Here is a 23,459-nt window from a genome sequence, read left to right as displayed (position 1 = left end):
GCGAATCGCTCGCCGCCATGCCCGGGATTTGCAGGATTGTTCAATAAATTTGCAGGATTGGGTAGCCGTAAAAACCGGCCGTTCGCGCACACTGCCACCTGATCCGGCGCATGCCGGGTTTTCCCCACGGAGACAAAAAATGCCCACCACGTTTGTCCTGAACGGCAAGAGCGTCACGCTCGATGCCGATCCGTCGATGCCCGTCCTCTGGGCGATCCGCGAACACGCGGGGCTGACCGGCACGAAGTTCGGCTGCGGCATGGCGCAGTGCGGCGCCTGCACGGTTCATCTCGAAGGCCAGGCCGTCCGCTCGTGCGTGCTGCCGCTCGCCGGCATCGAGGGCAAGCACGTCACGACGATCGAAGGCCTGCAGAGCAAGCCCGCGCAGGCCGTCCAGGCCGCCTGGGTGAAGCTGCAGGTGCCGCAGTGCGGCTATTGCCAGTCCGGCCAGGTCATGTCGGCCGCCGCGCTGCTCGAACAGAACCCGAAGCCGACCGACGCGGACATCGACGCCGCGATGAACGGCAACATCTGCCGCTGTGCGACCTACGCCCGCATCCGGGCCGCGATCCACGACGCGGCCGCGACGCTGGGAGCCTGACCATGACGATCGAACTCGACAACCCCGGTTCGGTGCGACCGTCGCGCCGCACGTTTCTGAAGGCCGCGGCCGCCGCGGCCGCCGTCAGCCTGACGATCGGCTTCGAATGGGCCGGCCTCGGCCGCCGCGCGCTCGCCGCGACAACGCCCGCCGCCGAGTTCGCGCCGAACGCGTTCCTGCGCATCACGCCCGACGGCGCGGTGACGGTCATCGCGAAGCACGTCGAGATGGGCCAGGGTGCATACACCGGCATCGCGACGATCGTCGCGGAAGAGCTCGACGCGGACTGGTCGAGCGTGCGCGTCGAGAGCGCGCCGGCCGATGCGAAGCGCTATGCGAACCTCGCGTTCGGCACGATGCAGGGCACGGGCGGCAGTTCGGCCATGTCGAACTCGTGGCAGCAGTTACGCGAAGCGGGCGGCAAGGCGCGCGCGATGCTCGTGTCGGCTGCCGCGGCCCGCTGGAAGGTGCCGGCCAACGAGCTGACCACCGCCAACGGCGTCGTCACGCATGCGAAGAGCGGCAAGACGGCCGCCTACGGCACGCTCGTCGCCGACGCGTCGAAACTGCCGGTGCCCGACAAGGTCGCGCTGAAGCAGCCGGCCGACTTCAAGCTGATCGGCCAGCGCATTCCGCGCGTCGATGCGTCGGCCAAATCGAACGGCACCGCGCATTTCACGCTCGACACCACCTTCCCCGGCATGCGCGTCGCGCTGCTGCAGCGCCCGCCGCGCTTCGGCGCGACGGTCAAGTCGTTCGACGCGACGGCCGCGAAGGCCGTGCCGGGCGTCGTGTCGGTCGTGCAGGTGCCGGGCGGCATCGCGGTCGTCGCCAACGGCTTCTGGGCCGCGAAACAGGGCCGCGACGCGCTGAAGGTCGAATGGGACGAAGCGAACGCGGAGAAGCGCGGCTCGGACGAGATCATGCGCGAATACCGGCAGCTCGCCACCAAGCCCGGCGCGTCGGCGCGCAAGGACGGCGATGCCGACGCGGCGATCGCCGGCGCCGCGCGCAAGGTCAGCGCGACGTACGAATTCCCGTATCTCGCCCATGCGCCGATGGAGCCGCTCGACGCGGTCGTCAAGCTGACGGCGAACAGCTGCGAGATCTGGGCCGGCGACCAGTTCCAGACGGTCGACCAGGGCAACGCCGCCAACGTCGCGGGCCTGAAGCCCGAGCAGGTGCGGATCCACACGCTGTACGCGGGCGGCAGCTTCGGCCGGCGGGCGAACGCGTGGTCGGACTATGTGGTCGAGGCCGTGTCGATCGCGAAGGCGCTCGGCGCGGACGGCAAGCCGGTCAAGCTGCAGTGGACGCGCGAGGACGACATCCAGGGCGGCTTCTATCGCCCGATGTACTTCCACAAGCTCGACGCGGGGTTGACCGCCGACGGGCGGCTGGTCGGCTGGCGGCACCGGATCGTCGGCCAGTCGATCCTCGCGGGCACGCCGTTCGAAGCGTTCATGGTCAAGAACGGGATCGACGCGACGTCGGTCGAGGGCGCGGCGAACCTGCCGTACGCGGTGCCGAACGTGTCGGTCGAACTCACCACCACCAAGGTCGGCCTGCCCGTGCTGTGGTGGCGCGTGGTCGGCAGCTCGCACACCGCGTATGCGGTCGAGGCGTTCATCGACGAAGCCGCGCACGCGGCGGGCAAGGATCCGTACCTGTTCCGCCGCGACCTGCTCGCGAAGGAGCCGCGGATGCGCGCGGTGCTCGAACTGGCCGCGCAGAAGGCCGGCTGGGATCCGGCGAAGCCGCTGCCGAAGGGCCGCGGGCGCGGGATCGCGGTGGCCGAGGCGTTCAAGAGCTATGTCGCGCAGGTGGCCGAGGTGTCGATCGACGCCGACGGCAAGGTGAAGGTCGAACGCGTGGTGTGCGCGGTCGACTGCGGGATCGCGATCAACCCGGACATCGTCGCCGCGCAGATGGAAGGCGGCATCGGCTTCGGGCTCGGCGCGGCGCTGCACAGCGCGATCACGCTGAAGGACGGCCGCGTCGAGCAGCGCAACTTCGACGGCTACCACGTGCTGCGGATGGCGGAAATGCCGAAGGTCGAGGTGCATATCGTGCCGTCGGCGGAGGCGCCGACCGGCGTCGGCGAACCAGGTGTCGCGCCGATCGGGCCGGCGGTCGCCAACGCGATCTTCGCGGCGACCGGCAAGCGGCATTACGTGCTGCCGTTCGATTCGGGCGATCACGCGCAGGCTTGACGGGCCACGAAACACCGGCCGCGGGCCGAAACGCCGCGCGGCCGGTGTTTGTTATTTACCGTGTTGCCGTCACGCCACCCGCGACGTGATCGACCGGATCGCTCACTCCTGCTCCACTTCCGGCCAAAGCCTTGGGAAAAGGAATCGAAGTGCGGCAAGCGGCAACCCGAACGAAAGGTCGCCGCGGTGCGACGGCGAATTCAGAAGCCCGAAGTCGAGCAGCGATCGAACGATGCGGCGCGCCAGCACGTCGCTGACTCCAAGCATCTGCGTGAATTCCGCACGCGTGACGGCTCGGCGCAGTGCGACGAACTCCATGGCCAGCGCGGCGGTCTCCGCCTTGATGACCGATTTTTCCGAACGGATGGTCCATGGATTAAATTCCAGGTACCGCAGCAGATCCAGCATACGCCCCGTCACACCGTCGAACGCCGTCATACGGACCATGAATCCGACTTGATCCTCGCAGCAGTCCAGAAAGAACCGCGCGAACTTGACCAGCCCTTCCTGAGACAGGTTGCCTCTGCCGTCCAGATCGTTGCGCCGAGTCTGATCGGCTTCGCTCAACCTCGCGTAATACTGCTCATGCTCGCGCGCCAACCCGCGATGTGGCGACCAGAGCCCATGGGTGAGATCGGCTGCGCGTAGTCCAAGATGCGAATGCAGACGCGCCACCCGGCCATTACCGTCCATGAACGGATGCACCCACGCCAGACGATGATGCGAGCAAGCGATCCCGATCACTTGATATTCCTTCGCGCGGATGCGGGCGTAACGTGCCGCCCAGGCCTGCAGCAACGGTTCGATCATCTCCGGCGCCGGCGCCAGATGGCGTCCGACCGTGACATCCGAGCGCCGAAGCTCGCCCGGCACAATGGTCTGCCCATCCTCGGTGAGTCGTTCATCGGCAGGCAAGCAGGAAAAGAACCGCTCGTGAATGGCCGAGATTCGCGCAGGCTCGAAAAGCGCGGCGACCGGCAGGGCGGCCCATTCTTCCTCGAGCGCCGCTTCCGTCGCGATGTGCGCGACCGCGAAGCGCTGTTTCTTGCGCTCGGCAATATCGGTCGAGTAATCCCGGTGAAGTGCGGCCTCGATCCTGGCAGGGGTCGTATGCTGACCTTCGATCATGTTCGTGTAGTACGAATTCATCGCGCGCAACCGGGGAACGAGCGCACCGGCCAAGGGGGTATCCCTCACGGCGAGCAAGCGCTGCGACGACTCGACGAGTTGTGCGGCGTGTTCAAGCAGCGGATCGAGGACCCGATCCTCGGGGAACAGCGGTTCGAAAGCAGCAACGGTCGTCATGCTTCGCTGTCGGGTTCAATGTAGGGTTTGATGTCGTGAATGATATCGGCTTATCCACATGATTTATATGTGATTTTTCAAAATTGAGGATGGTTTGATGTAGGGTTCCATGTAGGGTTTATTTGACACGTCCCCGCACTACCACACGACGACATCACGCTGCGGTATCGCTGCTCGTCAACCAGCCGCCCCACGTTACGCCGCCCGTAACGCCCGTAACGTTCCCGCCTGATGCTACGTAACAATCCTTCAATATTGCTCCGACCCTTCTAAAACCCGCCGCGCGTGCCGCGTTAAAAATTCTTTTAGATTCAAGGCTGGCGCGCCGCCCGCCTCGCTACCACCGTCCGTCGTTTCCTGGCGGCCCATCCCTGGCCTGGAAGTTGCGGTACATGACCCGCAAACACTCCTTTACGGACATGCGAGGGCCACCATGGATTGCAAATACCTGTACATCGACAACATAAAAATCAACTTCGTGCGCCGCACGATCGAAATCGACCACAAAGTCGTCGACGTCACGCCGCGTGAATTCGATGTCGTCGAATTCCTGCTCGACAACATGAACAAGATCGTGCCGCGGCAAGCGATCCAGGAAGCGGTCTGGGGCCGCGAGCTCGGCGTGTCGTCGCGCACGCTCGACACCCATATCTCGCGCATCCGTTCGAAGCTGCGGCTCGATCACGACAAGAACCTGCGGATCATCCCGATCTATGCGGTCGGCTATCGGCTGGTGCTGTTCGGCGCGGCCATGACGCACGTCGAGCGCCACGACGTGGCGCCGATCCTGCGCGCCGCGCCGCAATCGGCGCTGGCCGTCGACTACGCGTAACGCGTAGCGGGGTTCACCCGCGCGCCCCCACCGCGCCCCGCCGCGCGCCGGCAAGCTTCCCCCGACCGCGCCGCGCGTCCGGCGTGCAGCGCCTCGCGGCCCGGCACGCCTGCCCCGCCGCGACATGACCGCCGCCTCCGGGCGGCGGCCGCATGTGTGCGGTCGACGCGGCACGCGGCCATGCCGCCGCGCAGCAGGCTTCGTAGCTCGCCGCCGCCCGCGCGGCCACCGGGCGCGCGCGACTACGGATTCCGGCGCGGCACGCGGCCGGCGCCGTCCCTACAATCGACGCAGCAGCCGCGCGCCCCCTGCGCCGCCGGCCACCACAACCCGTCGACCCAACGCCGAATCCGCCCTGATCCCGCCGTGCCAGCGCTGTCCCTGACGAATGCCGACGCGGGCGACGCCGCGAACCGGGCCCCGCCCGCCGCCGCGCCTGCCGGCCCGCCCCCGCCGGCCGCGGTCGCGCTCGACGCGTCGCCCTACCTGCCGCGCCTGTCCGCCGCCGCCGCGCGCGGGCTGTCGCATGCCTACGGCGCGACGGCCGCGGTCCCGGTCACGCTCGGCGAACACGCTTACGAGGTGCGCTGGCGCGTCGACGCCGAACCGGCTGCCGACGCGCATGCGTACCGCTTCGTCATCGGCCCGGCCGCCGGCACGCTGTGGATCGATCCGGTCGCCGAAAGCGCCTGGCTCGGCGACGCGGCCGACCCGGCCGTACCGGCCGTGATCCGCGCGGCGCTGCTCGCCGACCTGGCCGCGCCGCTGGCCGCCGTGCTGCAGGCCGCGACGCGGCAGCGCGTGGAATTGCTGCCGCCGCCGGCGAGCGTGCCCGCGTGGCGCACCGCGCCGGCCGCGCTGCGCTTCGAGCTGCGTCGCGCCGAGGATGCATGGCGCTGCCATGGCGCGCTGCTGTTCGATGCGCCGGACGCGCTCGCGGTGTTCTTCGCGGCGCCGGCAGCCGCACGGCCCGATACGCGCGCCGCGTATGCCAACCTGCCGGTGCCGCTGGTGTTCGAGATCGGCCGGACCGAGCTGACGATCGCCGAGCTGGCCGACGTCGTCGGCGGCGACATCATCGCGATCGAGCGCTGGCGCGCGCACGAGCAGAACCTGCTGTGCGTCGCGCGGGTGCCGGCCGCGCCGGCGTGGGAGATCACCGGACGGCCGTCGGGCAACCGGCTGACCGTCGAACGAATCAGGGAGATGCCTTTGGAACCGACCCGCACCGACACCCCGCACGCGAGCACGCACGACGCGTCGCCGGACGATGCGCCGCGCTCGCTCGACGGCCTCGCGGTCGACCTGCGCTTCGATCTGCCGCCCACGTCGATCCCGCTCGGCGAGCTCGGCGCGCTGCAGCCGGGCGCGGTGATCGAGCTGCAGCAGGGCATCAACCAGAGCGTGATCCATCTCGTCGCGAACGGGATGCTGATCGGCACCGGCCACCTGATCGCGGTCGGCCAGAAGCTCGGCGTGCGCGTCGTCACGCTGACGCAGCCCGCGCCGCGCGAGCGCTGAACGATGGGCAGCCTGCCGAATCCGGTCGCGCTGATCGCGGTGATCGCCGCGCTCGGCATCGCGCCATTCGCGGCGCTGATGGTGACGAGCTACACGAAGCTCGTGGTCGTGCTCGGCCTGCTGCGCTCCGCGCTCGGGATCCAGCAGGTGCCGCCGAACCTCGTGCTGAACGGCATCGCGCTGATCCTGTCGCTGTTCATCATGGCGCCGGTCGGGATGTCGATCCGCGACGCGCTGCAGTCTCGCCACTTCGACGCGTCGGGGCAACTGTCGACCGCCGATATCGGCGCGCTCGCCGATGCCGCGCTGCCGCCGATCAAGGATTTCCTGGTGTCGCATACGCGGCAGCGCGACCGCGAATTCTTCGTGCGCACCGCGACGTCGGTCTGGCCGAAGAATCGCGCGGACGGCATCAAGGACGACGACCTGCTCGTGCTGGTGCCGAGCTTCACGCTCGCCGAGCTGACCAAGGCATTCCAGATCGGCTTCGTGATCTATATCGTGTTCATCGTCGTCGACCTGCTGGTCGCGAACATCCTGCTCGCGCTCGGGATGCAGATGATCTCGCCGACGACGATCTCGGTGCCGTTCAAGCTGCTGCTGTTCGTCGCGCTCGACGGCTGGTCGCTGCTCGTGCACGGGCTCGTGCTGTCGTATCGCGTGGCGGGGGCGGGATGAACGCGCGCGGCGGGCGCTCCGCCGTTGCGCGCCTGTGCGCGCTGATCACGACGCTCGCACTGGCGCTCGCCGGTGCAGGCATGCAGCCGCGCAGCGCGCACGCGGCCGGCAGCGCCGCGGGCTTCGCGCAGCTCGCGCGCGCCTGCGCGCCGAACGTCGACCCCGACACGCTCGCCGCGCTGGTGCGCACCGAATCCGGTTTCAATCCGTATGCGATCGGCGTGGTCGGCGCTCACCTGGCCCGCCAGCCCGCGTCGCTCGACGAAGCGCACGCGACCGCGAGCGAGCTGGCCGCGCGCGGCTTCAGCTACAGCGTCGGCCTCGCGCAGGTGAACGAGCGCAATTTCGCCAAATACGGCCTCGACGACACGACGATGTTCGAACCGTGCCGCAACCTGCGGGCGGGCGGCGCGATCCTGACCGAATGCTTCGCGCGTTCGTCGAACACCGGCCGCCCCGCGCAGGCCGCGTTGCGCGCGGCGCTGTCGTGCTACTACAGCGGCAACTTCACGACCGGTTTCTCGAGCGGCTATGTGAGCCGGGTCGTCGCGAGCGCGCAGCGCAATGCGCGCGAAGGCGGCGTCGAGCCGATTCCGGTGGTGCGCGACCTGCCGCCGCCCGCGCGACAACGGCGCATGGACGCGGCCGCGACCACGCCGCCCGAACACGCGCGCCGGCTCGCGTCGCCCGCGGCATCGGCCGACGCGCCGTCGTGCCATGCGCGCCCGGTCGTGATGATGTGCCACGGGTTGTCGGCGAGCCAGGCGAAGCGGCTGTGCGTGCGGTGTCTCGATCAGTGAGCGGCGGCACGACACCGGCATGACGTGCGCGGGACGACGCGGCGCACCGCGTCATCCCGCATCATGCGGCGCGCTGCGCCTCCAGCCACGCCTGGAACATCAGCACCGTCCATAGCTGGTGCTGCCAGTTCATCCGGCCCGTCTGATGCTGGCGCCACAGGCGCTCGACCGCCTGCGCGTCGAAGAAGCCCTCGTCGCGCAGCCGCGACGGCTGCAGCAGCGCGTCGGCCCAGTCGCGCAACGCGCCGCGCAGCCAGTGATCGACGGGCGCGCAGAAGCCCTGCTTGGGGCGGTCGATCAGCGCCGACGGCACGTACTGGTCCAGCAGCCGGCGCAGCAGCGCCTTCGATTGCCCTTCCGGCAAACGCACCGCCGCAGGCACCCGCCACGCGAATTCGACGACGTGATGATCGAGGAACGGCATGCGCGTCTCGAGGCTCACCGCCATCGCCGCACGGTCGACCTTCGCGAGGATGTCGGTCGGCAGGTACGTGAGCGTGTCGATCGCCATCGCCTGCTCGGCGAAGCTCAGGTTCGCCGGCCATGCGGACACCGTGTCGAGCGGCGTCGGCGGCTCCTGTCCGGCGAGCGCGATGCGCTCCGGATGATGCACCGACGACATCAGCAGCCGGTACAGCCCGATGCGGCTCTCGGCCGTCATCACGTGGCCGAGCTTGTGCAGCCGGTCGCCGATGCGGGCCGCCGAATCGCGCGCTTCCACGCCGCCCCATGCGCCCTGCGCGACCGCCGCGAGCTGGTCCGCATGATCGGGGCGCAGCGCATGCAGCGCGGCGGCGATCCGCGCGCGCACCGCCGCCGGCACGCGATGCAGCTTGCGCCACAGGCGCGGCGTCAGGAAGTAGCGCGTATAGCCGCCGAACAGTTCGTCGCCGCCATCGCCGGACAGGCTCACCTTCACGTGCCGGCGCGTCATCTCCGATACGAGAAAGGTCGGAATCTGCGATGCGTCGGCGAACGGTTCGTCATAGATCGTCGGCAGTTTCGGCACGACGCCGAGCGCATGGTCGGCGGTCACGTAGAGCTCGGTATGCCGCGTGCCGAGATGGCGCGCGACCGCCTTCGCATAGCCGGCTTCATCGTAGCCGGCCTCATGAAAGCCGATCGTGAACGTGTCGACCGGGTTCGCCGACTGCGCCTGCATCAGCGCGACGATCGCCGACGAATCGATGCCGCCCGACAGGAACGCGCCGAGCGGCACGTCGGCTTCCATCTGCCGCGCGACGGCCCGGCGCAGGATCGCGTCGAGCTGCCCGACGGCCTCGTCGGCGCCGCCCTCGAACGGCTGCTCGCGGCCGGCTTCGATCGCCTGCTCGAGCGTCCAGTACGCGCGCACGCGCGGCGTGTCGCGCGCATGCTCGAACTGGATGAAGGTGCCCGGCGGCAGCTTGCTGATGCCGCGATAGATCGTATGCGGTGCCGGCACGCTCGACTGGCGCAGGTACAGGCACAGCGCGTCGCGATCGATCGTGCCGTCGAAGCCCGGATAGCCGCGCAGCGCCTTCAGCTCCGACGCGAACACCAGTGCGTCGCCGATCCGGCCGTAGTAGAGCGGCTTCTCGCCGATCCGGTCGCGTGCGAGCGTCAGCACCCGCGACGCGCGATTCCACAGCGCGAACGCGAACATGCCGGTCGCGCGCCGCAGCGTCGCCTCGACGCCCCACGCGACGATCGCCGCGATCAGCACCTCGCTGTCGGAGTGGCCGCGCCACGCCGGTGCGCGACCCGCGCGCTCGAGCTCCGCGCGCAACTCGCGATGGTTGTAGATTTCGCCGTTGAAGACCATGACGTAGCGGCCGCACGCGGATGCCATCGGTTGCCGGCCGTGGACCGACAGATCGACGATCGCAAGCCGCCGGTGGCCGAGCGCGATACCGGCTTCCGGGTCGACCCAGAGGCCCTGCCCGTCGGGCCCGCGATGCGCGAGGCTCGCCGTCATTCGCGCGAGCGTGCCGCGCGCTGTCTCCTCATCGAAGGCGACGCTATTCAGAAAGCCGTCGATTCCGCACATTTGATTTGTCTGCCCCTGTTGACCTGTTCCGTCAGCGGCGGCGCAACCTCGCGGCCCGCCGTCCGGCTGACGGTCGAGCCATATTACGAAGAAATAAATCAGCAATAATTCATGGGTGAATGTCGGATGAATCCGGAAAAAAACCGGCGTCAAGCGCCGCGTGCGATCAGCCCGGCGAGCCGGAAAACAGGTCCGCATCACGGGGTAGCGCTGGATCGCGCGCATGCTGGTGTTCCGGCCCCGACAGGCCGTGCGCGTCAGGCCGCGCCGGTCGCCCACTTCAGCAACTGCGCGACCTCGCGGAAATGCTGTTGCTGGATCGTGCCCTTTTCAGGCGTGCTCTCGTACAGCGCCTGCGCGAGGCCGGCGTTCGCGAGTGTCGGGCGCAGCGCGTCGCGCGCGAGCCGCACGATCCGTTCGGCCGCCTCGCCCTCGCCGCGCGCGAGCACCCACGGCAGCGTGCCGACGCCGCCGTAATAGAGCGCGACCGCGACGCTCGACGAATAGACGACCACCGACGCGAAGCCGATCCGGTCGGGCAGCGACGAGAACTGCGCTTCGCGCGCGAGCTGCCGGCGCTTCGCCTCGATGTGCGGATCGCCTTCGTCTTCCTTGTGCTCGCGCCGCACTTCCTCGATCGACATCTTCATCTTCTGATTGAACTCGCGCCGCTGGTGCACGATGTCGATCAGCGCCATCACGATGTAGATCAGTGCGGCCCAGCCGAACAGCAGCATCAGCAGCTTCACGATCAGCGCGAGGATCGACATCGGCCGCGTGAAGCCGGACTGCACCGCCGGGTCGAGCGACTCGACGATCAGCCAGCCGAGCGTCGCGGCCAGCAGCACGGTCTTCAGCAGCATCTTCGCGAGGTTCACGAGGTTGCGCATCGACCACATGTTCTTCAGCCCCTCGGCCGGATTGAGCCGCGACAGCTGCGGCACGAGCCGGCTCCACGCCATCACGCCGCCCACCTGCACGAAGCCCGCGAGCAGGCCGGCCAGCAGCCCGGCCGCGACGATCTGCGCGGACAGCATGGCCCAGTCGCGCGCGGCGCCGTCGATCAGCACCGCGAGCCGCGCGGACGGATCGGCCGCGCCGGCCGCGCCGGCCGCGGCGAACACGAGCCGGAACAGCGCTTGCAGCCGCGCGAACAGCGTGCCGAGCCCCACCGCGAGCGCGACGCACACGCCGACGAAGAACGCCGACGAGATCGTCTCCGCGCTCTTCGGCACGTCGCCTTTCCGGCGCGCCTCGCGCAGGCGCTTCGCGGTCGGCTGCTGGTTCTTTTCGGCCATGGATGCTCCGGTTCCGGCGGGCCGTCACGCGCCGCCGTGCGCGGCGAACAGCGCGCGCAGCAGCGCCATCAGCCCGCTGTCGGGGCTCAGCAGCGCATGCAGCGACGCATACACCACCGGCAGGAACAGCACCATCATCAGCAGCGCGAGCGCGCTCTTCAGCGGCTGCGCGAACACGAAGATGTTCAGTTGCGGCACCGCGCGCCCGACGAGGCCGATGCCGAGCTCGACCAGCACCAGCACGATGATCACCGGCGCGGCGAGCTTCACCATCCATTCGAAGATCGTGTCGGTCTGCCGCACGACGAAGGTCTGCAGCATCGACGAGAAGTCGGGGCCGAGCGAGCCGATCGGCCACCACGCGTACGACTGCGCGAACAGCTGCACGAGCACCTGCAGGCCGCCCGCGGTGACGAACAGCGCGATCGCGACGAAGTTGAGGAAGCCCGACGTCGGGCCGCCCTCGTGTCCGCCCATCGGATCGAAGAACGCGGCGCTGCCGCTGCCGGTCTGGAAATCGATCAGGTAGCCGACGCCCTGGATCGCGAACAGCACCGCGCTGAACGCGCCCGCGAGCAGCATGCCGATCACCGCCTCCTTCGCGACGAGCAGGCACCACATCAGGAACGGCAGCGCGGCGACCTGGGCCGGATCGATCACCGGCGCGACGAACGCGGCGATCACGACCGCGATCCCGTTGCGCACGAGGCCCGTGATGATCTGCTCGTTGAACACCGGTACGACGAACATGATCGGCAGCAGGCGCGGCATCACGTAGAGCAGCGGGCGCAGCGTGCCGGCGATGTCGTTGAAGTTCGCCGCGTGGTCTAGCATCGGCGCTCCGCGGCGCCGGGAGCCATGTCGTCGGTGGAGGCGGTTGCGATGGCGGCGGCCGGGTCGTTCGTACCGGCGGCGTCGGTCGTGCCTGTCGCGTCCGCATCGGCCGGTGGCGACATCATCGCCGCATCGAACGCCGCGGCCCTGTCCGGCTGCCCCGATGCGTGACCCTGCGCATCGCCTGCCCACACGCCGGCCGTCGCGAAGCGCCGCACCGCGTGCGCATCCGCGACCTCGTCGGCGTCGCGTTCGACCCGCGCGGCGCGCGCCTGCAGCGCCTTCTCGCCGGCCTTGTCGAGCTTGTCCTCGGCGGCCTTCGCCTTGCGCGCGGCGCGCTGCAGGTCGGCAAGCGTCGCCTCGTGATCGCGATGCACGTGCGTGGCCTCGCCGACCGACGCGTTCGCGACGCCGATATGACGGTCGAACGTGCGCGTGTCGGCCGCCGCGTTCTGCAGTGCGCGCGCCTCGCGCACGTCGTCGGCGAGCCGCGCCTGGATCGCGGCCTTCGCGGCGACCTGCTGCGCAAGCCGCGCCTGCGCGGCGTCGAGCGCGCGACGGCTCTGCGCGGCGATGCCTTGCTGGCGCGCGGCCGCGACCCGCGCGATCTGGCTGCGCATCTCGCGCACGCGCTTCAGGCGTGCGAGCGTCGCGAGCACGAGGCGGTCGTCGGCTTCAGACATGGTCGTTCGCGAGTGTCGTCAGCTGCGCGAGCAGCGCGTCGAAGCGCACGTCCTCGTGCGATGCCTGCGCGCAGAATGCGCCGATCGCATCGCGCGCGCGCAGCGCGAGATCGCCGAGCCGGTCGCTGCCTTCGCGATACTCGCCGATCTGCACGAGCAGCTCGATTTCCTGGTACTTCGCGATCAGCTCGCGCACGCGCGCGGCCGCTTGCTGATGCGCGCGGCTCGCGACGAGCGGCATCACGCGCGACAGGCTCGCGAGCACGTCGATCGCCGGATAGCGGTTGGCGAGCGCGATCTTGCGCGACAGCACGATGTGGCCGTCGAGGATCGAACGCACTTCCTCGGCGATCGGATCGGATTCCTCATCGCCTTCGACGAGCACCGTGTACAGCGCGGTGATCGAGCCCGTCGCGCCCTGCCCCGCGCGTTCGAGCAGGCGCGGCAGCACGGCGAACGTCGACGGCGGGAAGCTGCGCCGCGTCGGCGGCTCGCCGCTCGCGAGGCCGACCTCGCGCTGCGCGCGCGCGAAGCGCGTCAGCGAGTCGACCAGGAGCAGCACGCGCTTGCCCGCATCGCGGAAGTGCTCGGCGATCGCGGTCGCGACCAGCGCGGATTTCACGCGCTCCATCGCCGGACGGTCGGACGTCGACACGACGACGATCGAGCGCGCGCGCACCTCGGGCGACAGGCTGTGCTCGATGAACTCGCGCACCTCGCGGCCGCGTTCGCCGACCAGCGCGATCACGTTCACGTCGGCCTGCGCGCCGCGCGCGATCATCCCGAGCAGCGTGCTCTTGCCGACGCCGGACGGCGCGAAGATGCCGACGCGCTGGCCGATGCCGAGCGTCATCAGGCCATCGATCACGCGCACGCCGGTCGGAAACGGCGTGTCGATCATCTTGCGCGCGAGCGGATTCGGCGGGTCCTGCTGCGTCGACACCCACGCGGCACCCGTCACCGGCCCGCGATCGTCGAGCGGCCGGCCGAGCCCGTCGAGCACGCGGCCGAACAGCGCTTCGCCAACCGGGAACACATGCTCGCGCCCGGACGGCACGACGGTCGTCTCCGGCGACAGGCCGGCCACGTCGCCGAGCGGCGTGAGCAACGTGGTCTGCCGCGAGAAGCCGACCACTTCGGCGAGCAGCGTCGGCTGGTTCGGCGTGCGCAGCTCGCAGATCTCGCCGAGCCGCGCGCGGATGCCCGTCGCGTTGAGGATCTGCCCGACCGCGTGATTGACGCGGCCCTGCACCGACACCGGCGAGAAGAACGCGAGCCCCGCATCGAGGTCGCCGACGAGGCGGCCACGATCGAACGGCGCGGCATCGTCGTCGCTGCCGTCGCCGAACGGCTGCGGATCGTCGAGCGGCGCGTTCATCGCGGCGTGCCCTTCAGCGCGTCGCGGCGGATCGCCTGGCGCAGCGCGTCGATCTGCAGGTCGAGGCTCGCGTCGATGCGCCCGGACGGCGTCTCGACCGTGCACGCGTGACGCTCGAGCTGCGCATCCTCGACGATGCGGATCCTTTGCCGGTTCGACTGGCCGGCGAACGCGCGGTCGAGCGCGTCGCGCATCTCGTCCTCGCGGCCGGGCGCGACCCGCACGATCAGGAACGCCTCGTCGCGCACGAGCGGCGCGATCCGCGCGAGCGCGGCCTCGTACAGCTTCTGCGTGCCCATCTCGCCGACGATCGCGCGCACGGCCTTCACGACGATGTCGGCCATCGAATCCTTCATCGACTCCATCGTGCGCGCGGCGGCCAGCGCCTGCGTATAGGCCTGCGCCGCATGCTCGCGCTGTGCGCGGCGCATCCCCTCGTCGTAGCCGGCCGCCTGGCGCTTGTCGAATTCGCGCTGCGCGTCGGCGACGATGCGCGTGGCCTCGTCGCGCGCGGTCGCGATCACCGCGGAGGCATCGAGCAGCGCCGCGTATTCGCGCTCCTTGAGCACCTTGCGCTCCGACAGCAGCTGCAGGTTGTCGCTCGTGATCAGAAAAGCCAGTCCCATGACGCAAGCCTCTCGGGAATCAGAAACAGGAACAACAGTTCGCCGAACTGGTCGCGCTGCGCGCGGTTCAGCCAGTACGGCGCTTCGTCGTCGATCGCGCGGTTGAATTTCAGGCGCGCGCGCCGCGCGACCGCGTCGCCCGCCACGCCGATGAAATCCGCGAGCAGCCGGCCGCCGCGCGCACGGATCACCACCGGCAGCGCGGCCGGATCGGCGCGCCACGGTTCGAGCGTTTCCGCGAGCGCGCCGAATTCCGGCGCGCGCTCGAGCGCGAGCTCCAGCGCATCGCCGCCGAGCTTCGCCGCGACTTCCGCGCGAACGCGCCGCACGGTCAGCGCGTCGCGCAGCCAGCCGCGATGCAGCAGCAGGCCCGCATACGACGCGAGCTGCTCGAGCGCCGCACCGGGCAGCAGCGCGAGCCGCGCGCACGGATTGGCGACGTCGAAGTCGTGGTGCCCGGCCACGCCGTTCGCGTCGAGCAGGTGGCGCGCGAGCAGCTGGCGGCCCGCCGGGCCGAACGCGTCGGGCGAGCGATAGCGCACGGGCCACTCGGCCGGCACGCGCGTCACGTGCAGATAGCGGTCGGGCCGCAGGTTGAATTCGCAGACGAGCGCGTGAAACGCCGCGCGCCGCCCGGCGGGCGGCAGCGCGACCGGTTGCAGCCACGGCAGCACAACGGCGTCGGACGTGGCGCCCGGCTGAAGCGCATGGAACTCGCTCATGCGCCGTCGCGCGCGCCGTCCGGCGTGCGCAGGCTGCCGCCACCCGGCTGCGCGGATGCACCGCCGGCGCCGTTCGCACCGCGCGGCGTGCCGACCAGCCCGGCCAGCCGGGCGCCGAACATCCCGCGCCGCGCGGCCGACAGCGCGATCACCGCGCAGGTCAGCAGGATCAGCGCGAACACCAGCCAGCCGAGCGGCGAGCGCAGCCGCAGGATGTCCGACACCGCGCTGCCGATGCCGTCGACGCGCGTCGTGCGCGCGGCGGCCGGCTGCAGGAACAGCGACACGTTGTCGTACTGCAGCCCCTCGATGCTGTGCGCGACGAGATCCTTGACCATCGGCGCCATCGCGCGCAGGTCCACGCCGGGCCGGTAGCGGATGTACACGGCCGCCGACGACGGCTTGATCTTGTCCGCGAGCGGATCGTTCTCCGGAATCACCACCTGCACGCGCGCGACCACCACGCCCTCGATGTCCTGCAGCGTGCGCGACAGGTCCTGCGACACGCCGTACAGGTAGCGCACGCGCTCCTCGGCCGGCGTCGACACGAGCCCCTGCTTCTGGAACAGCTCGCCGAGGCTCGCATAGCTCGGCTTCGGCAGCCCGTTCGCCTGCAGCACGGTCAGCGCCGACTGCATGTCGCCGTCCGCGACACTCACCTGCCACGCGTTGCGATCCGACGTGTCGCGCGCGTCGTTGTCCTTCGACGCGCTGATGCCCGCGTCACCGAGCACGGCGACCATCTGGTTCGCGTCGCGCTCCGACAGGCCGGAGTAGAGCTCCTTCTGGCAGCCGGCCAGCAGCGCGAGCAGTCCCGCGAGCAGCACACGCGCCGCCCGGCTGCGCCACGCATGCATGCGCGGCGTCGAATCGATCGTCGTCATCGTTTGTCCGCTTCAGGGCGCGCGGCCTTGGCGGCCCGCGCGCTCGTCACTCCTGCGTCTTCAGCACCGTGTGCGTGAAGCCGTTCGCCGCCTGCGCGACCGACAGGCTCAACTGGTATTCGGAAATCGTGGTGGTCGCCGTCCACTGGAAATCCATCGCCTGCACCATCGTCATCAGCGGATCGCGGCGGTTGTCCGCCATCGACGTCAGCATCTCGGTGCGATGCTTGTCGATGTTCGCGTACCGCGTGTCGAGATCGTTGCCGTACGTGCGCAAGCGCTCGACCAGCGACGCATGGTTCGCCTGCGCGGGTGTCGCGGGCGTCATCTGCACCGCCGGCGCCGCCGGCGCCGCATCGGCTGGCGCGCGCGACATCGCGACACCCGACGCCGACGGCGACGCCGCGCCCGGCTGCATCAGCGCATCGAACTGGCGCACCTGCGCCGGATCGGACGCCGAGCCCGCCTGCTGCACGGCACCCGCGAGCGCGGCCGCGCCCGGCGGTGCCGCACCTACGCCTGTTACCGACATGATCATGTCCTCCTTGACCGGCAGGGCCGGGAACGAGCCGGCCGGCACGCACACACGCCCCGCCGGGCGCCCGCCACGGGCGGCCCCGGCATGTGGCGTCGCGCGGCACGGCCGGCGACCGGCGTCATGCGCGGCCGGCGGAACTCAGGTGTTGCGCGACCTGGGCGTTCGCCGTCCCTTCCTGCGCGGTCACTGCGTTGCTGGTTTCGAACGTCGCGGTCGACTGCTGGACCTGGAAGTTGATCTTCGTCAGCTCGAGCTGCGTCTTGGTCAGGTCGTCCGCCTGTTGCTGGACCTGGTTCGTGTTGGTGGCACCGGTCGGGGGGGTACTCATGATTCGCTCCTTTACGTGAACTGCGTCCTGCTTCCGGCGGCGGCCCCATGCCCCGCCGGCGACGTGACGCGCCGCATGCTCGCGGCGTGTCGCGTAATGCGCGCACCGCGCGACACGCGGTGCGCAGGTCCTGTCGCGGCGCTAGTGCGCCGCTTGCCTCGATGCGCCCGCCGCCGCGACGGCCGGCGTCGCCGGCGCATCCGGCACCAGCGTCGGCCCCGGCACCGGCTGCGCGACGCCGGCCGCCGCGCCGCTCGCGAGCGGCGGCACGGGCGCCGCCGGCGCCTGCCCGGGCGCGTTCGCGGACGGGCCGCCAAGCGGCATCGTGATGCGCTGGCTGTTGCGCTCGAACACGACTTCGTCCGGGCCGATCGACACGACCGTCGGCCCTTCCTTCAGCCGCGCGCCTTCGAAATAGCGGCTGCCGTCGGCCGTCTCGATGTAGCGCTGGTCGCCGTCGCCCGCGAACACGGTCGTGATCTCCGGAATCCCCGCCACGCCGCCGAGCGTCGTCGCCGTGCGCGGCGCGGCCGCATCGGCGTCGCGCACGTGATCGACCACCTCGAGCGCCGGACGCGCGTCCTTCATGTAGTTGCGGATACGCGGCTCGATCTGCGTGCGCCCGGCCGCGCCCGTCAATTCGATCCGGCCGCGGCCGAGATAGGTGACCGTCAGCGCCGTGTCGCTGAAATACGTCTGCGCGGTCGCGACGAGGTCGCTGACCACGTAGATATTGCCGAGCGCCGCGTTGTCGACGCCCGCGACGATCTGCGCGACGCGCTCCCGCGCGGCCGGGTCGCTCACGTAGCCCGACACGATCACGCCGTCGTCGCGCGGCGCGACGGCGAGCTCCGGATACGCATGCAGCAGTTGCTGCAGCCGGTGCGTGCGCGCGAGCACCGACTCGTGCTGCCACGGCAGCCGCCCCGACCATGCGACGAAGCCGTAGCCGAGCGCGCCGAGCAGCACGCCGATCCACAGCGCGACGACCGCGATCACGAGCCGCCGGCTGCCGAGACGGCGCAGCCCGCCCGTGAGCCAGCCGAGCCACGCGGCCTCGCGCGCGGCGTCCGGCGCGTCGGTCTCGTCGGGCACCGCGACGCTGGCCTGCGCGTGACGCGCGATGCCGAGCTTGATCGAGCCGACCGTCACGACGTCCTGCGGCGTCATCGAGCGGCGGCCCGCGCCGAGCGGCTCGTCGTTGAACAGCACCGGCGCGCCGCCGTCGCCGCCGTGGTTCTGCACCGTCACGGCGAGCGCGCCGACCTGCAGGCACATCTGTTTCGCGCCGATCTCGCGATCGGGCAGGATCACTTCGCAATCGGCGGCCGTGCCGACCCAGTTCGCGCCGCGGGCGAGCGACATCGTGCGGCCGTACATCGGCCCGCTGAGGAAGCAGAGGTTCCACGGCGACGCGAGTGCGGCCGGCCCGGCCGCCGCGCCGCCGGGCAGTGCGCCGTCGCCGTGCGGGTCAATGATGGTCGTCGACATGGGTGGACGCTCCTGCGGTCGTCGCCACGGGCTGCGACGCCGAATCCTTCGGCGGCGGCGGCAGCGCGGGCGGGCCGAACTTCGTGCCGGGCAGCGGCACGGGCGTCAGCGGCACCGCGATGTCGTTGTCCGGCGGGCGATACATCGACCTGCCGTTCGGATCGGCCGGCCCGTCCGTGCCCGGGTTCACGGGCGAGCCGTCCGGCGCGTACATCGACGCGGTCGTCACCACGCGCGGCGTCAGCAGGTAGAACCGCTCCATGTGGTTGCCCGACTTGTCGGTGTACTTGAACAGGTTGCCGATCAGCGGGATGTCCGACAGCCACGGCACGCCGCTCTTGTTCAGCCGCACCTCGTCGTCGTTGAAGCCCGCGATCAGCAGGCTCTTGCCTTCGTCGATCATCGTCTTGGTGACGATGTTGCGCTGCTGGATCACCGGCACGTTCGACACCGCCTGCCCCGGCACGATGTTGCCGTCCTGGATGTCGATCGACATCATCACGCTCTGCGGATTTCCGGAGACGGCGGCCGCGTTGCGGATCGCCTCGTCGACGATCATCGGCGTCACCTTGATGCTGGTGCCGGTCGTCACGCTGTACAGCGACGAATCCTGGTAGCCCTGCACCTGCACGTAGAACTGCGTGAGGTTCTCGAGAATGGCCTCGGTGTTGTCGAGCGCGAGCACCTTCGGCTTCGAGCGCAGCTGCGCCTGCCCCTTCTGCGCGAGCGCGTTCACGCGCGTGAGCAGGTAGTTGCGCAGCGAGCCGCCGATCGACGCGGTCAGCGCGATGCCGGTCGGCAGGAAGGTGCCGGTCTGCCCGGTCTCCGACGTGCCGATGCCGAACGTGAGCGGCGGATTGCCGGCGCCGTTGTACTGCGTGTTGCCGTTCAGCGGATTCTGGCCGTTGCCGATCTGCACGTCGCCGTGCGTCGTGTGCAGGCGCCAGTCGATCCCGAGGCTGTCGAGCGAATCCTCGTTGATGTCGATGATCGTCACGTTGATCTCGACGATGCGCGGCCGCTCGTCGAGCTGGTTGATCAGCGACTGGTAGCGGTACATGTTCTCCGGCAGGTCGCGCACGATCACCGCGTTGATCGCCGGATCGGCGACGATCTGCGGCAGCGTGTCTGCGCCGCCGCCATTCGAGAACGGCGAGAAGCCGCCGGCGGCGCCGTCGGCGCCGCCGTAGCCACCCTGACGCGGGCCGCCGGCAATGTCCGGGAAGTCGAGCCGCGGCACCGCGATCGTCAGCCCCGAGCCGAGCTTCACCTGGCGCGCGGCCTGCCCGAGCGGCGTGCTCGACGGCAGCTCGTTCGTGCCGCCGCCCTTGCCGAACAGCCGGCGCAGGATCGTCGCGACGCCCGGCACCGTCACTTCCTTGCCCGAGCGGTTGATCGTGAAGTCCGACGCCCAGCCGTACCTGAGGCGGAACGCGCGGATGTCCGCATGCGCGCCGTTCGCCGACGGGTCGCCGACCGAGCCCACCGCCTGCCGCACGAGCTCCACATAGCGGCGCGGGCCGGCCACGTACACGCTGTTCGCACGGTCGTTGATCACGAGCGTATAGCGCTTGTCCGGAATCTGCATCGCCTGCAGCGCGCGGCCGATCTCGCCGGCCGCGTTCGGCGGGATCGGGATCATCTGCGTCTGCGACTGGTCGGCCGGATCGACGTACAGGAACGAGCCGTCGTAGTACCACGTGAGCCCGTAGGTCGAGCAGATCGTATCGAGCGTCTGCTGCGGCGTGCCCGAGAAGCGGCCGCTGATCACGCCGTCGACCTTCGGGTCGACCACCGCCGTCACGCCCTGCGACGACGCGAGCTCGCGGATGAAGTCGCCGATCTTCTTGCCGTTCGCGACGATCGTGAACGGCTTGTTGCGCCAGCGCAGGTCCGCCGCGCGCGCCGGCTGCGCGACCGTCATGCACAGCGATGCCGTGAGCAGCGCGGTCGCGCACATGGCGAGCGCGGCCCGTTGCAGGCGGCGCGATTGAAACCGGATCGGGGCGACGCGTCGACGCATCAAAGCACTCCTGGGGAAGAAACGAACATGCGTTCCAGCGCCTGCTGCGCGAAGCGCAGCACCTCGCTGCCGAGCCAGCCGGACAGCAGCACGAGCGCGACCATCACGGCGATCAGCCGCACCGCGATGCCGATGTTGGCGTCCTGCACCTGTGTGACGGCCTGCAGGATCGCGACGACGAGGCCGGTGACGGTGGCGATCAGCACGATCGGCAGCGACAGCAGCAGCACCAGCATCAGCGCCTGCCGGGTCAGGTCGAGGATCGTCGAGCTCGTCATTGCGCGACTCCCGGCGTGCGCACGCCGGCGCCCGCGCCGAGCGTGCCGTCGTCGGGCGGGTTCTTCACCCAGCCGACCGTATGAAGCTGCACGTCCTCCTCGACCTCCTGGTACGACAGCACCGCGAGTTCGGGCAGCACCGGCTGCAGGATCGTCTTCACGTAGCGGCGCGCGCCAAGCGCGACCATCACCGCGAGGCGCGCGCCGCCTTGCGGATTGCCGTGGCCGCCGGGGCCGGCCGCCTGCGCGGCCTGCACGATCGCGCGCACCTGCTCGCCGATGTCCTGCTTGATCGCGCTCGACAGCGCGAGGAAGTTGCCCTGCTTGGTGCGCATCACCGCGCTCTCGATCCGCTCCTGCAGGTTCTGTTCGAACAGCACGACGCGCAGCTGGCGCACCGCGCCCGCATGACGATCGGTGATCATCCGGCGCAGGTCGACACGCACCAGCTCGACCAGCGCGATCACGTCGTCCGGCTCGTTCGGCGCCCACGTGATCAGGCTCTCGAAGATCACGCGCAGGTTGCGGATCGGCACCTGTTCGGCGAGCAACCGGCGCAGCACCTCGGTCACGCGCTGCAGCGGCACGAGCCGCGTCAGTTCGCCGACGAGTTCGGGGTGCTCGCGGCGCACCAGGTGCACGAGCGCCTGCGTTTCCTGGATGCCGAGCAGTTCGTCCGCGTGCTGGCGCACGACCTGCTCGACGTGCGCGGCGAGCGCGCTTTCGCTCGACAGCCACTTGCCGTCCGGGGCCGCGCCGTCGGGCTTGATCCACAGCGCGGTCGCGAACGGGCCGAACGCCTCGGCCGGCTGGCGCTCCGCGCGCTCCGGCAGCGGCGCGACGCCGTCCCACAGCAGCCAGCCCGGCTTCAGCGCGCCATGCGCGGCGAGCACGTCCTGCAGGTAGATGCGGTACGTGCCGGCCGGCGCGCCCTCGTCGTCGTTCAGCGTGATGCGCGGAAACACCGTGCCGATGTCCGCGTCGACGCGCGCCTTCGCGCTCGACAGCGCGGTCTGCAGCTGCGCGAGATTGAGCGTCGTGCGCAGGTCGTCCGACAGCGACACCGCGATCAGCGACGTGACGCCCGCCGCGTGCGACACCTTCGCGGGCTGGCCGTCGTCGGCCGCGCCGATGCGTCCGGCGATATGAATCAGGTTGAAGCTCGGCGCGGTCGTCTTGCGTTTCAGCTGCGTGAACGCGAACACGCCGAGGCCGATTGCGATCAGCGCGAACGACCACTTCGGGAAGCCCGGCACGACGAGGAAGCCGGCCAGCACCAGCGCCGCGATCAGCAGCGCGCGCGGATGCGCGCCGAGCTGCTCGCCCAGCTGTTCGCCGAGCTGGCGCTGCCGCGTGTCGCGCGTCGCGACGCGCGTCGTCACGATGCCGGCCGCGATCGACACCAGCAGCGACGGGATCTGCGACGCCATCCCGTCGCCGACCGTCAGGATCGCGTAGCGCTGCAGCGCCTCGCCGATATCCATGCCGTGCATCAGCGTACCGACCGCGATCCCCGCGACGATGTTGATGAACGCGATCACGAGGCCCGCGATCGCGTCGCCCTTCACGAACTTCATCGCGCCGTCCATCGCGCCGTGCATCTGCGATTCCTGCTCGAGCTTCTCGCGGCGCTCGCGCGCTTCGTCGGCGCTGATGATGCCCGCGCGCAGGTCCGCGTCGATGCTCATCTGCTTGCCCGGCATCGCGTCGAGCGAGAAGCGCGCGCCGACTTCGGCAACCCGTTCCGAGCCCTTTGCAATCACGATGAACTGCACGACGGCGATGACGAGGAACACCACGCCGCCCACCACGACGTTGTTGCCGACCACGAGCCGCCCGAACGCGTCGATCACGTGGCCCGCGTTCGCGTGCAGCAGGATCAGCTTGCACGACGCGATGTTCAGCGCGAGCCGGAACAGCGTGGTGAACAGCAGCAGCGCGGGAAACGACGAGAAGCTGACGGCCGACGGCACGTAGGTCGACACCGTCAGCAGCACGACGCTCGCCGCGAGGTTCAGCGAAATCATCCCGTCGAGTGCGGCCTGCGGCAGCGGCAGGATGAACAGCGCGACCACCGACACGATGAACGCGGCGAGAAACAGGTCGGCGCGCGGCGACGCCCCGAGACGACGTCCGGACACGCTGCGGCCGGCGGAAAAAATCCGCTGCCAGTCGCGAGGGAGCGCCTTCGGTTCTGCCATCGTGCCGTCGTCCTGTCGTTGTCGCCGGCGGGCGCGGGCCGTCATGCCCCGCGCCGCGCGGACCGTTGAATGGGACGAGTGTAGCGACGCGAAACCGCGTAAAAAGGGACGCGCCTCGTAGCGTCGCGGCAGTTTTCCGGCGGCGATCGGATCGGACTACGAAACCCGGCGGCGCCTGTGCGCGCGCGTCGCCGGA

The 23,459-nt window shown here is 70.0% G+C and carries 21 protein-coding genes; 6 read left to right on the top strand and 15 right to left on the bottom strand.

The genetic code is table 11. The features are described from left to right. Positions 1-139: 139 nt before the first annotated feature. Together DIE22_RS32770 and DIE22_RS32765 are read left to right on the top strand one after the other, a co-directional pair. Positions 140-601, top strand: coding sequence for a (2Fe-2S)-binding protein (locus DIE22_RS32770; RefSeq protein WP_124499225.1), 462 nt, complete (start codon positions 140-142; stop codon positions 599-601). Between the two features lie 2 nt (positions 602-603). After that, complete coding sequence (locus DIE22_RS32765; RefSeq protein ID WP_124607002.1) at positions 604-2,814, top strand: xanthine dehydrogenase family protein molybdopterin-binding subunit; 2,211 nt, start codon at positions 604-606, stop codon at positions 2,812-2,814. Between the two features lie 102 nt (positions 2,815-2,916). Here DIE22_RS32765 and DIE22_RS32760 read toward each other — a convergent pair whose 3' ends face one another. Next, positions 2,917-4,119: a Fic family protein gene (locus DIE22_RS32760; protein ID WP_124607001.1), complete on the bottom strand. Its 1,203-nt coding sequence runs from the start codon at positions 4,117-4,119 to the stop codon at positions 2,917-2,919. A gap of 433 nt (positions 4,120-4,552) precedes the next feature. On the opposite strand from DIE22_RS32760, the gene DIE22_RS32755 reads away from it, so the two are divergent. The 4 genes from DIE22_RS32755 (at position 4,553) to DIE22_RS32740 (ending at position 7,950) form a co-directional block, all read left to right on the top strand. After that, positions 4,553-4,951: a winged helix-turn-helix domain-containing protein gene (locus DIE22_RS32755; protein ID WP_124607000.1), complete on the top strand. Its 399-nt coding sequence runs from the start codon at positions 4,553-4,555 to the stop codon at positions 4,949-4,951. A 366-nt stretch (positions 4,952-5,317) separates the two neighbouring features. Next, on the top strand, positions 5,318-6,472 hold the full coding sequence (sctQ, locus tag DIE22_RS32750) for a type III secretion system cytoplasmic ring protein SctQ (RefSeq protein ID WP_124606999.1): 1,155 nt from the start codon (positions 5,318-5,320) through the stop codon (positions 6,470-6,472). 3 nt (positions 6,473-6,475) lie between these two features. Continuing rightward, positions 6,476-7,150 (top strand): type III secretion system export apparatus subunit SctR, encoded by a 675-nt coding sequence (gene sctR / locus DIE22_RS32745; protein ID WP_124499230.1) that lies wholly within the window; start codon positions 6,476-6,478, stop codon positions 7,148-7,150. Further along, positions 7,147-7,950 (top strand): lytic transglycosylase domain-containing protein, encoded by an 804-nt coding sequence (locus tag DIE22_RS32740; protein ID WP_124606998.1) that lies wholly within the window; start codon positions 7,147-7,149, stop codon positions 7,948-7,950. Before sctR ends, DIE22_RS32740 begins: the two co-directional genes overlap by 4 nt. Positions 7,951-8,011: 61 nt before the next feature. Here the strand turns inward: DIE22_RS32740 and asnB are convergent, their stop codons facing one another. The 14 genes from asnB to sctV form a co-directional block, all read right to left on the bottom strand. Continuing rightward, positions 8,012-9,979 carry an asparagine synthase (glutamine-hydrolyzing) gene (asnB, locus tag DIE22_RS32735; protein ID WP_124606997.1) on the bottom strand — a complete coding sequence of 656 codons (1,968 nt, stop codon included), beginning with the start codon at positions 9,977-9,979 and terminating at the stop codon, positions 8,012-8,014. Between the two features lie 257 nt (positions 9,980-10,236). Continuing rightward, positions 10,237-11,277, bottom strand: a complete 1,041-nt coding sequence (locus DIE22_RS32730; protein ID WP_124606996.1) for an EscU/YscU/HrcU family type III secretion system export apparatus switch protein — start codon at positions 11,275-11,277, stop codon at positions 10,237-10,239. A 24-nt stretch (positions 11,278-11,301) separates the two neighbouring features. Next, complete coding sequence (gene sctT, locus DIE22_RS32725) at positions 11,302-12,111, bottom strand: type III secretion system export apparatus subunit SctT (RefSeq protein ID WP_124606995.1); 810 nt, start codon at positions 12,109-12,111, stop codon at positions 11,302-11,304. Further along, positions 12,105-12,794 carry a hypothetical protein gene (locus tag DIE22_RS32720; protein ID WP_124499235.1) on the bottom strand — a complete coding sequence of 230 codons (690 nt, stop codon included), beginning with the start codon at positions 12,792-12,794 and terminating at the stop codon, positions 12,105-12,107. The genes sctT and DIE22_RS32720 overlap by 7 nt, the downstream gene beginning before the upstream one ends. Next, positions 12,787-14,172 (bottom strand): type III secretion system ATPase SctN, encoded by a 1,386-nt coding sequence (gene sctN, locus DIE22_RS32715; protein WP_124499236.1) that lies wholly within the window; start codon positions 14,170-14,172, stop codon positions 12,787-12,789. Before sctN ends, DIE22_RS32720 begins: the two co-directional genes overlap by 8 nt. After that, positions 14,169-14,798 carry a type III secretion system stator protein SctL gene (gene sctL, locus DIE22_RS32710; protein ID WP_124499237.1) on the bottom strand — a complete coding sequence of 210 codons (630 nt, stop codon included), beginning with the start codon at positions 14,796-14,798 and terminating at the stop codon, positions 14,169-14,171. Before sctL ends, sctN begins: the two co-directional genes overlap by 4 nt. Continuing rightward, positions 14,780-15,520 (bottom strand): SctK family type III secretion system sorting platform protein, encoded by a 741-nt coding sequence (locus DIE22_RS32705; protein ID WP_124499238.1) that lies wholly within the window; start codon positions 15,518-15,520, stop codon positions 14,780-14,782. Before DIE22_RS32705 ends, sctL begins: the two co-directional genes overlap by 19 nt. Then, entirely contained in the window at positions 15,517-16,404 is an 888-nt protein-coding gene (gene sctJ, locus DIE22_RS32700; RefSeq protein WP_124499239.1) for a type III secretion system inner membrane ring lipoprotein SctJ, read from the bottom strand. Before sctJ ends, DIE22_RS32705 begins: the two co-directional genes overlap by 4 nt. A gap of 46 nt (positions 16,405-16,450) precedes the next feature. Next, positions 16,451-16,936 (bottom strand): hypothetical protein, encoded by a 486-nt coding sequence (locus tag DIE22_RS32695; protein ID WP_124606994.1) that lies wholly within the window; start codon positions 16,934-16,936, stop codon positions 16,451-16,453. A 124-nt stretch (positions 16,937-17,060) separates the two neighbouring features. Next, positions 17,061-17,270 carry a hypothetical protein gene (locus DIE22_RS32690; RefSeq protein WP_057928855.1) on the bottom strand — a complete coding sequence of 70 codons (210 nt, stop codon included), beginning with the start codon at positions 17,268-17,270 and terminating at the stop codon, positions 17,061-17,063. A 141-nt stretch (positions 17,271-17,411) separates the two neighbouring features. Beyond that, a complete protein-coding gene (gene sctD / locus DIE22_RS32685) occupies positions 17,412-18,761 on the bottom strand; it encodes a type III secretion system inner membrane ring subunit SctD (protein WP_124606993.1) in 1,350 nt (449 codons plus the stop codon). Then, a complete protein-coding gene (gene sctC, locus DIE22_RS32680; protein ID WP_124606992.1) occupies positions 18,742-20,784 on the bottom strand; it encodes a type III secretion system outer membrane ring subunit SctC in 2,043 nt (680 codons plus the stop codon). Before sctC ends, sctD begins: the two co-directional genes overlap by 20 nt. Then, a complete protein-coding gene (gene sctS, locus DIE22_RS32675) occupies positions 20,784-21,062 on the bottom strand; it encodes a type III secretion system export apparatus subunit SctS (protein ID WP_121857077.1) in 279 nt (92 codons plus the stop codon). Before sctS ends, sctC begins: the two co-directional genes overlap by 1 nt. Then, a complete protein-coding gene (gene sctV / locus DIE22_RS32670) occupies positions 21,059-23,263 on the bottom strand; it encodes a type III secretion system export apparatus subunit SctV (protein ID WP_124606991.1) in 2,205 nt (734 codons plus the stop codon). The genes sctS and sctV overlap by 4 nt, the downstream gene beginning before the upstream one ends. Between the last annotated feature and the right edge of the window lie 196 nt (positions 23,264-23,459).

It is taken from the genome of Burkholderia sp. Bp9142, assembly GCF_003853415.1.
Classification (GTDB): domain Bacteria; phylum Pseudomonadota; class Gammaproteobacteria; order Burkholderiales; family Burkholderiaceae; genus Burkholderia.
Note: the sequence above shows the minus strand (reverse complement) of the source record. Positions and strands in the feature narration are given on the sequence as shown.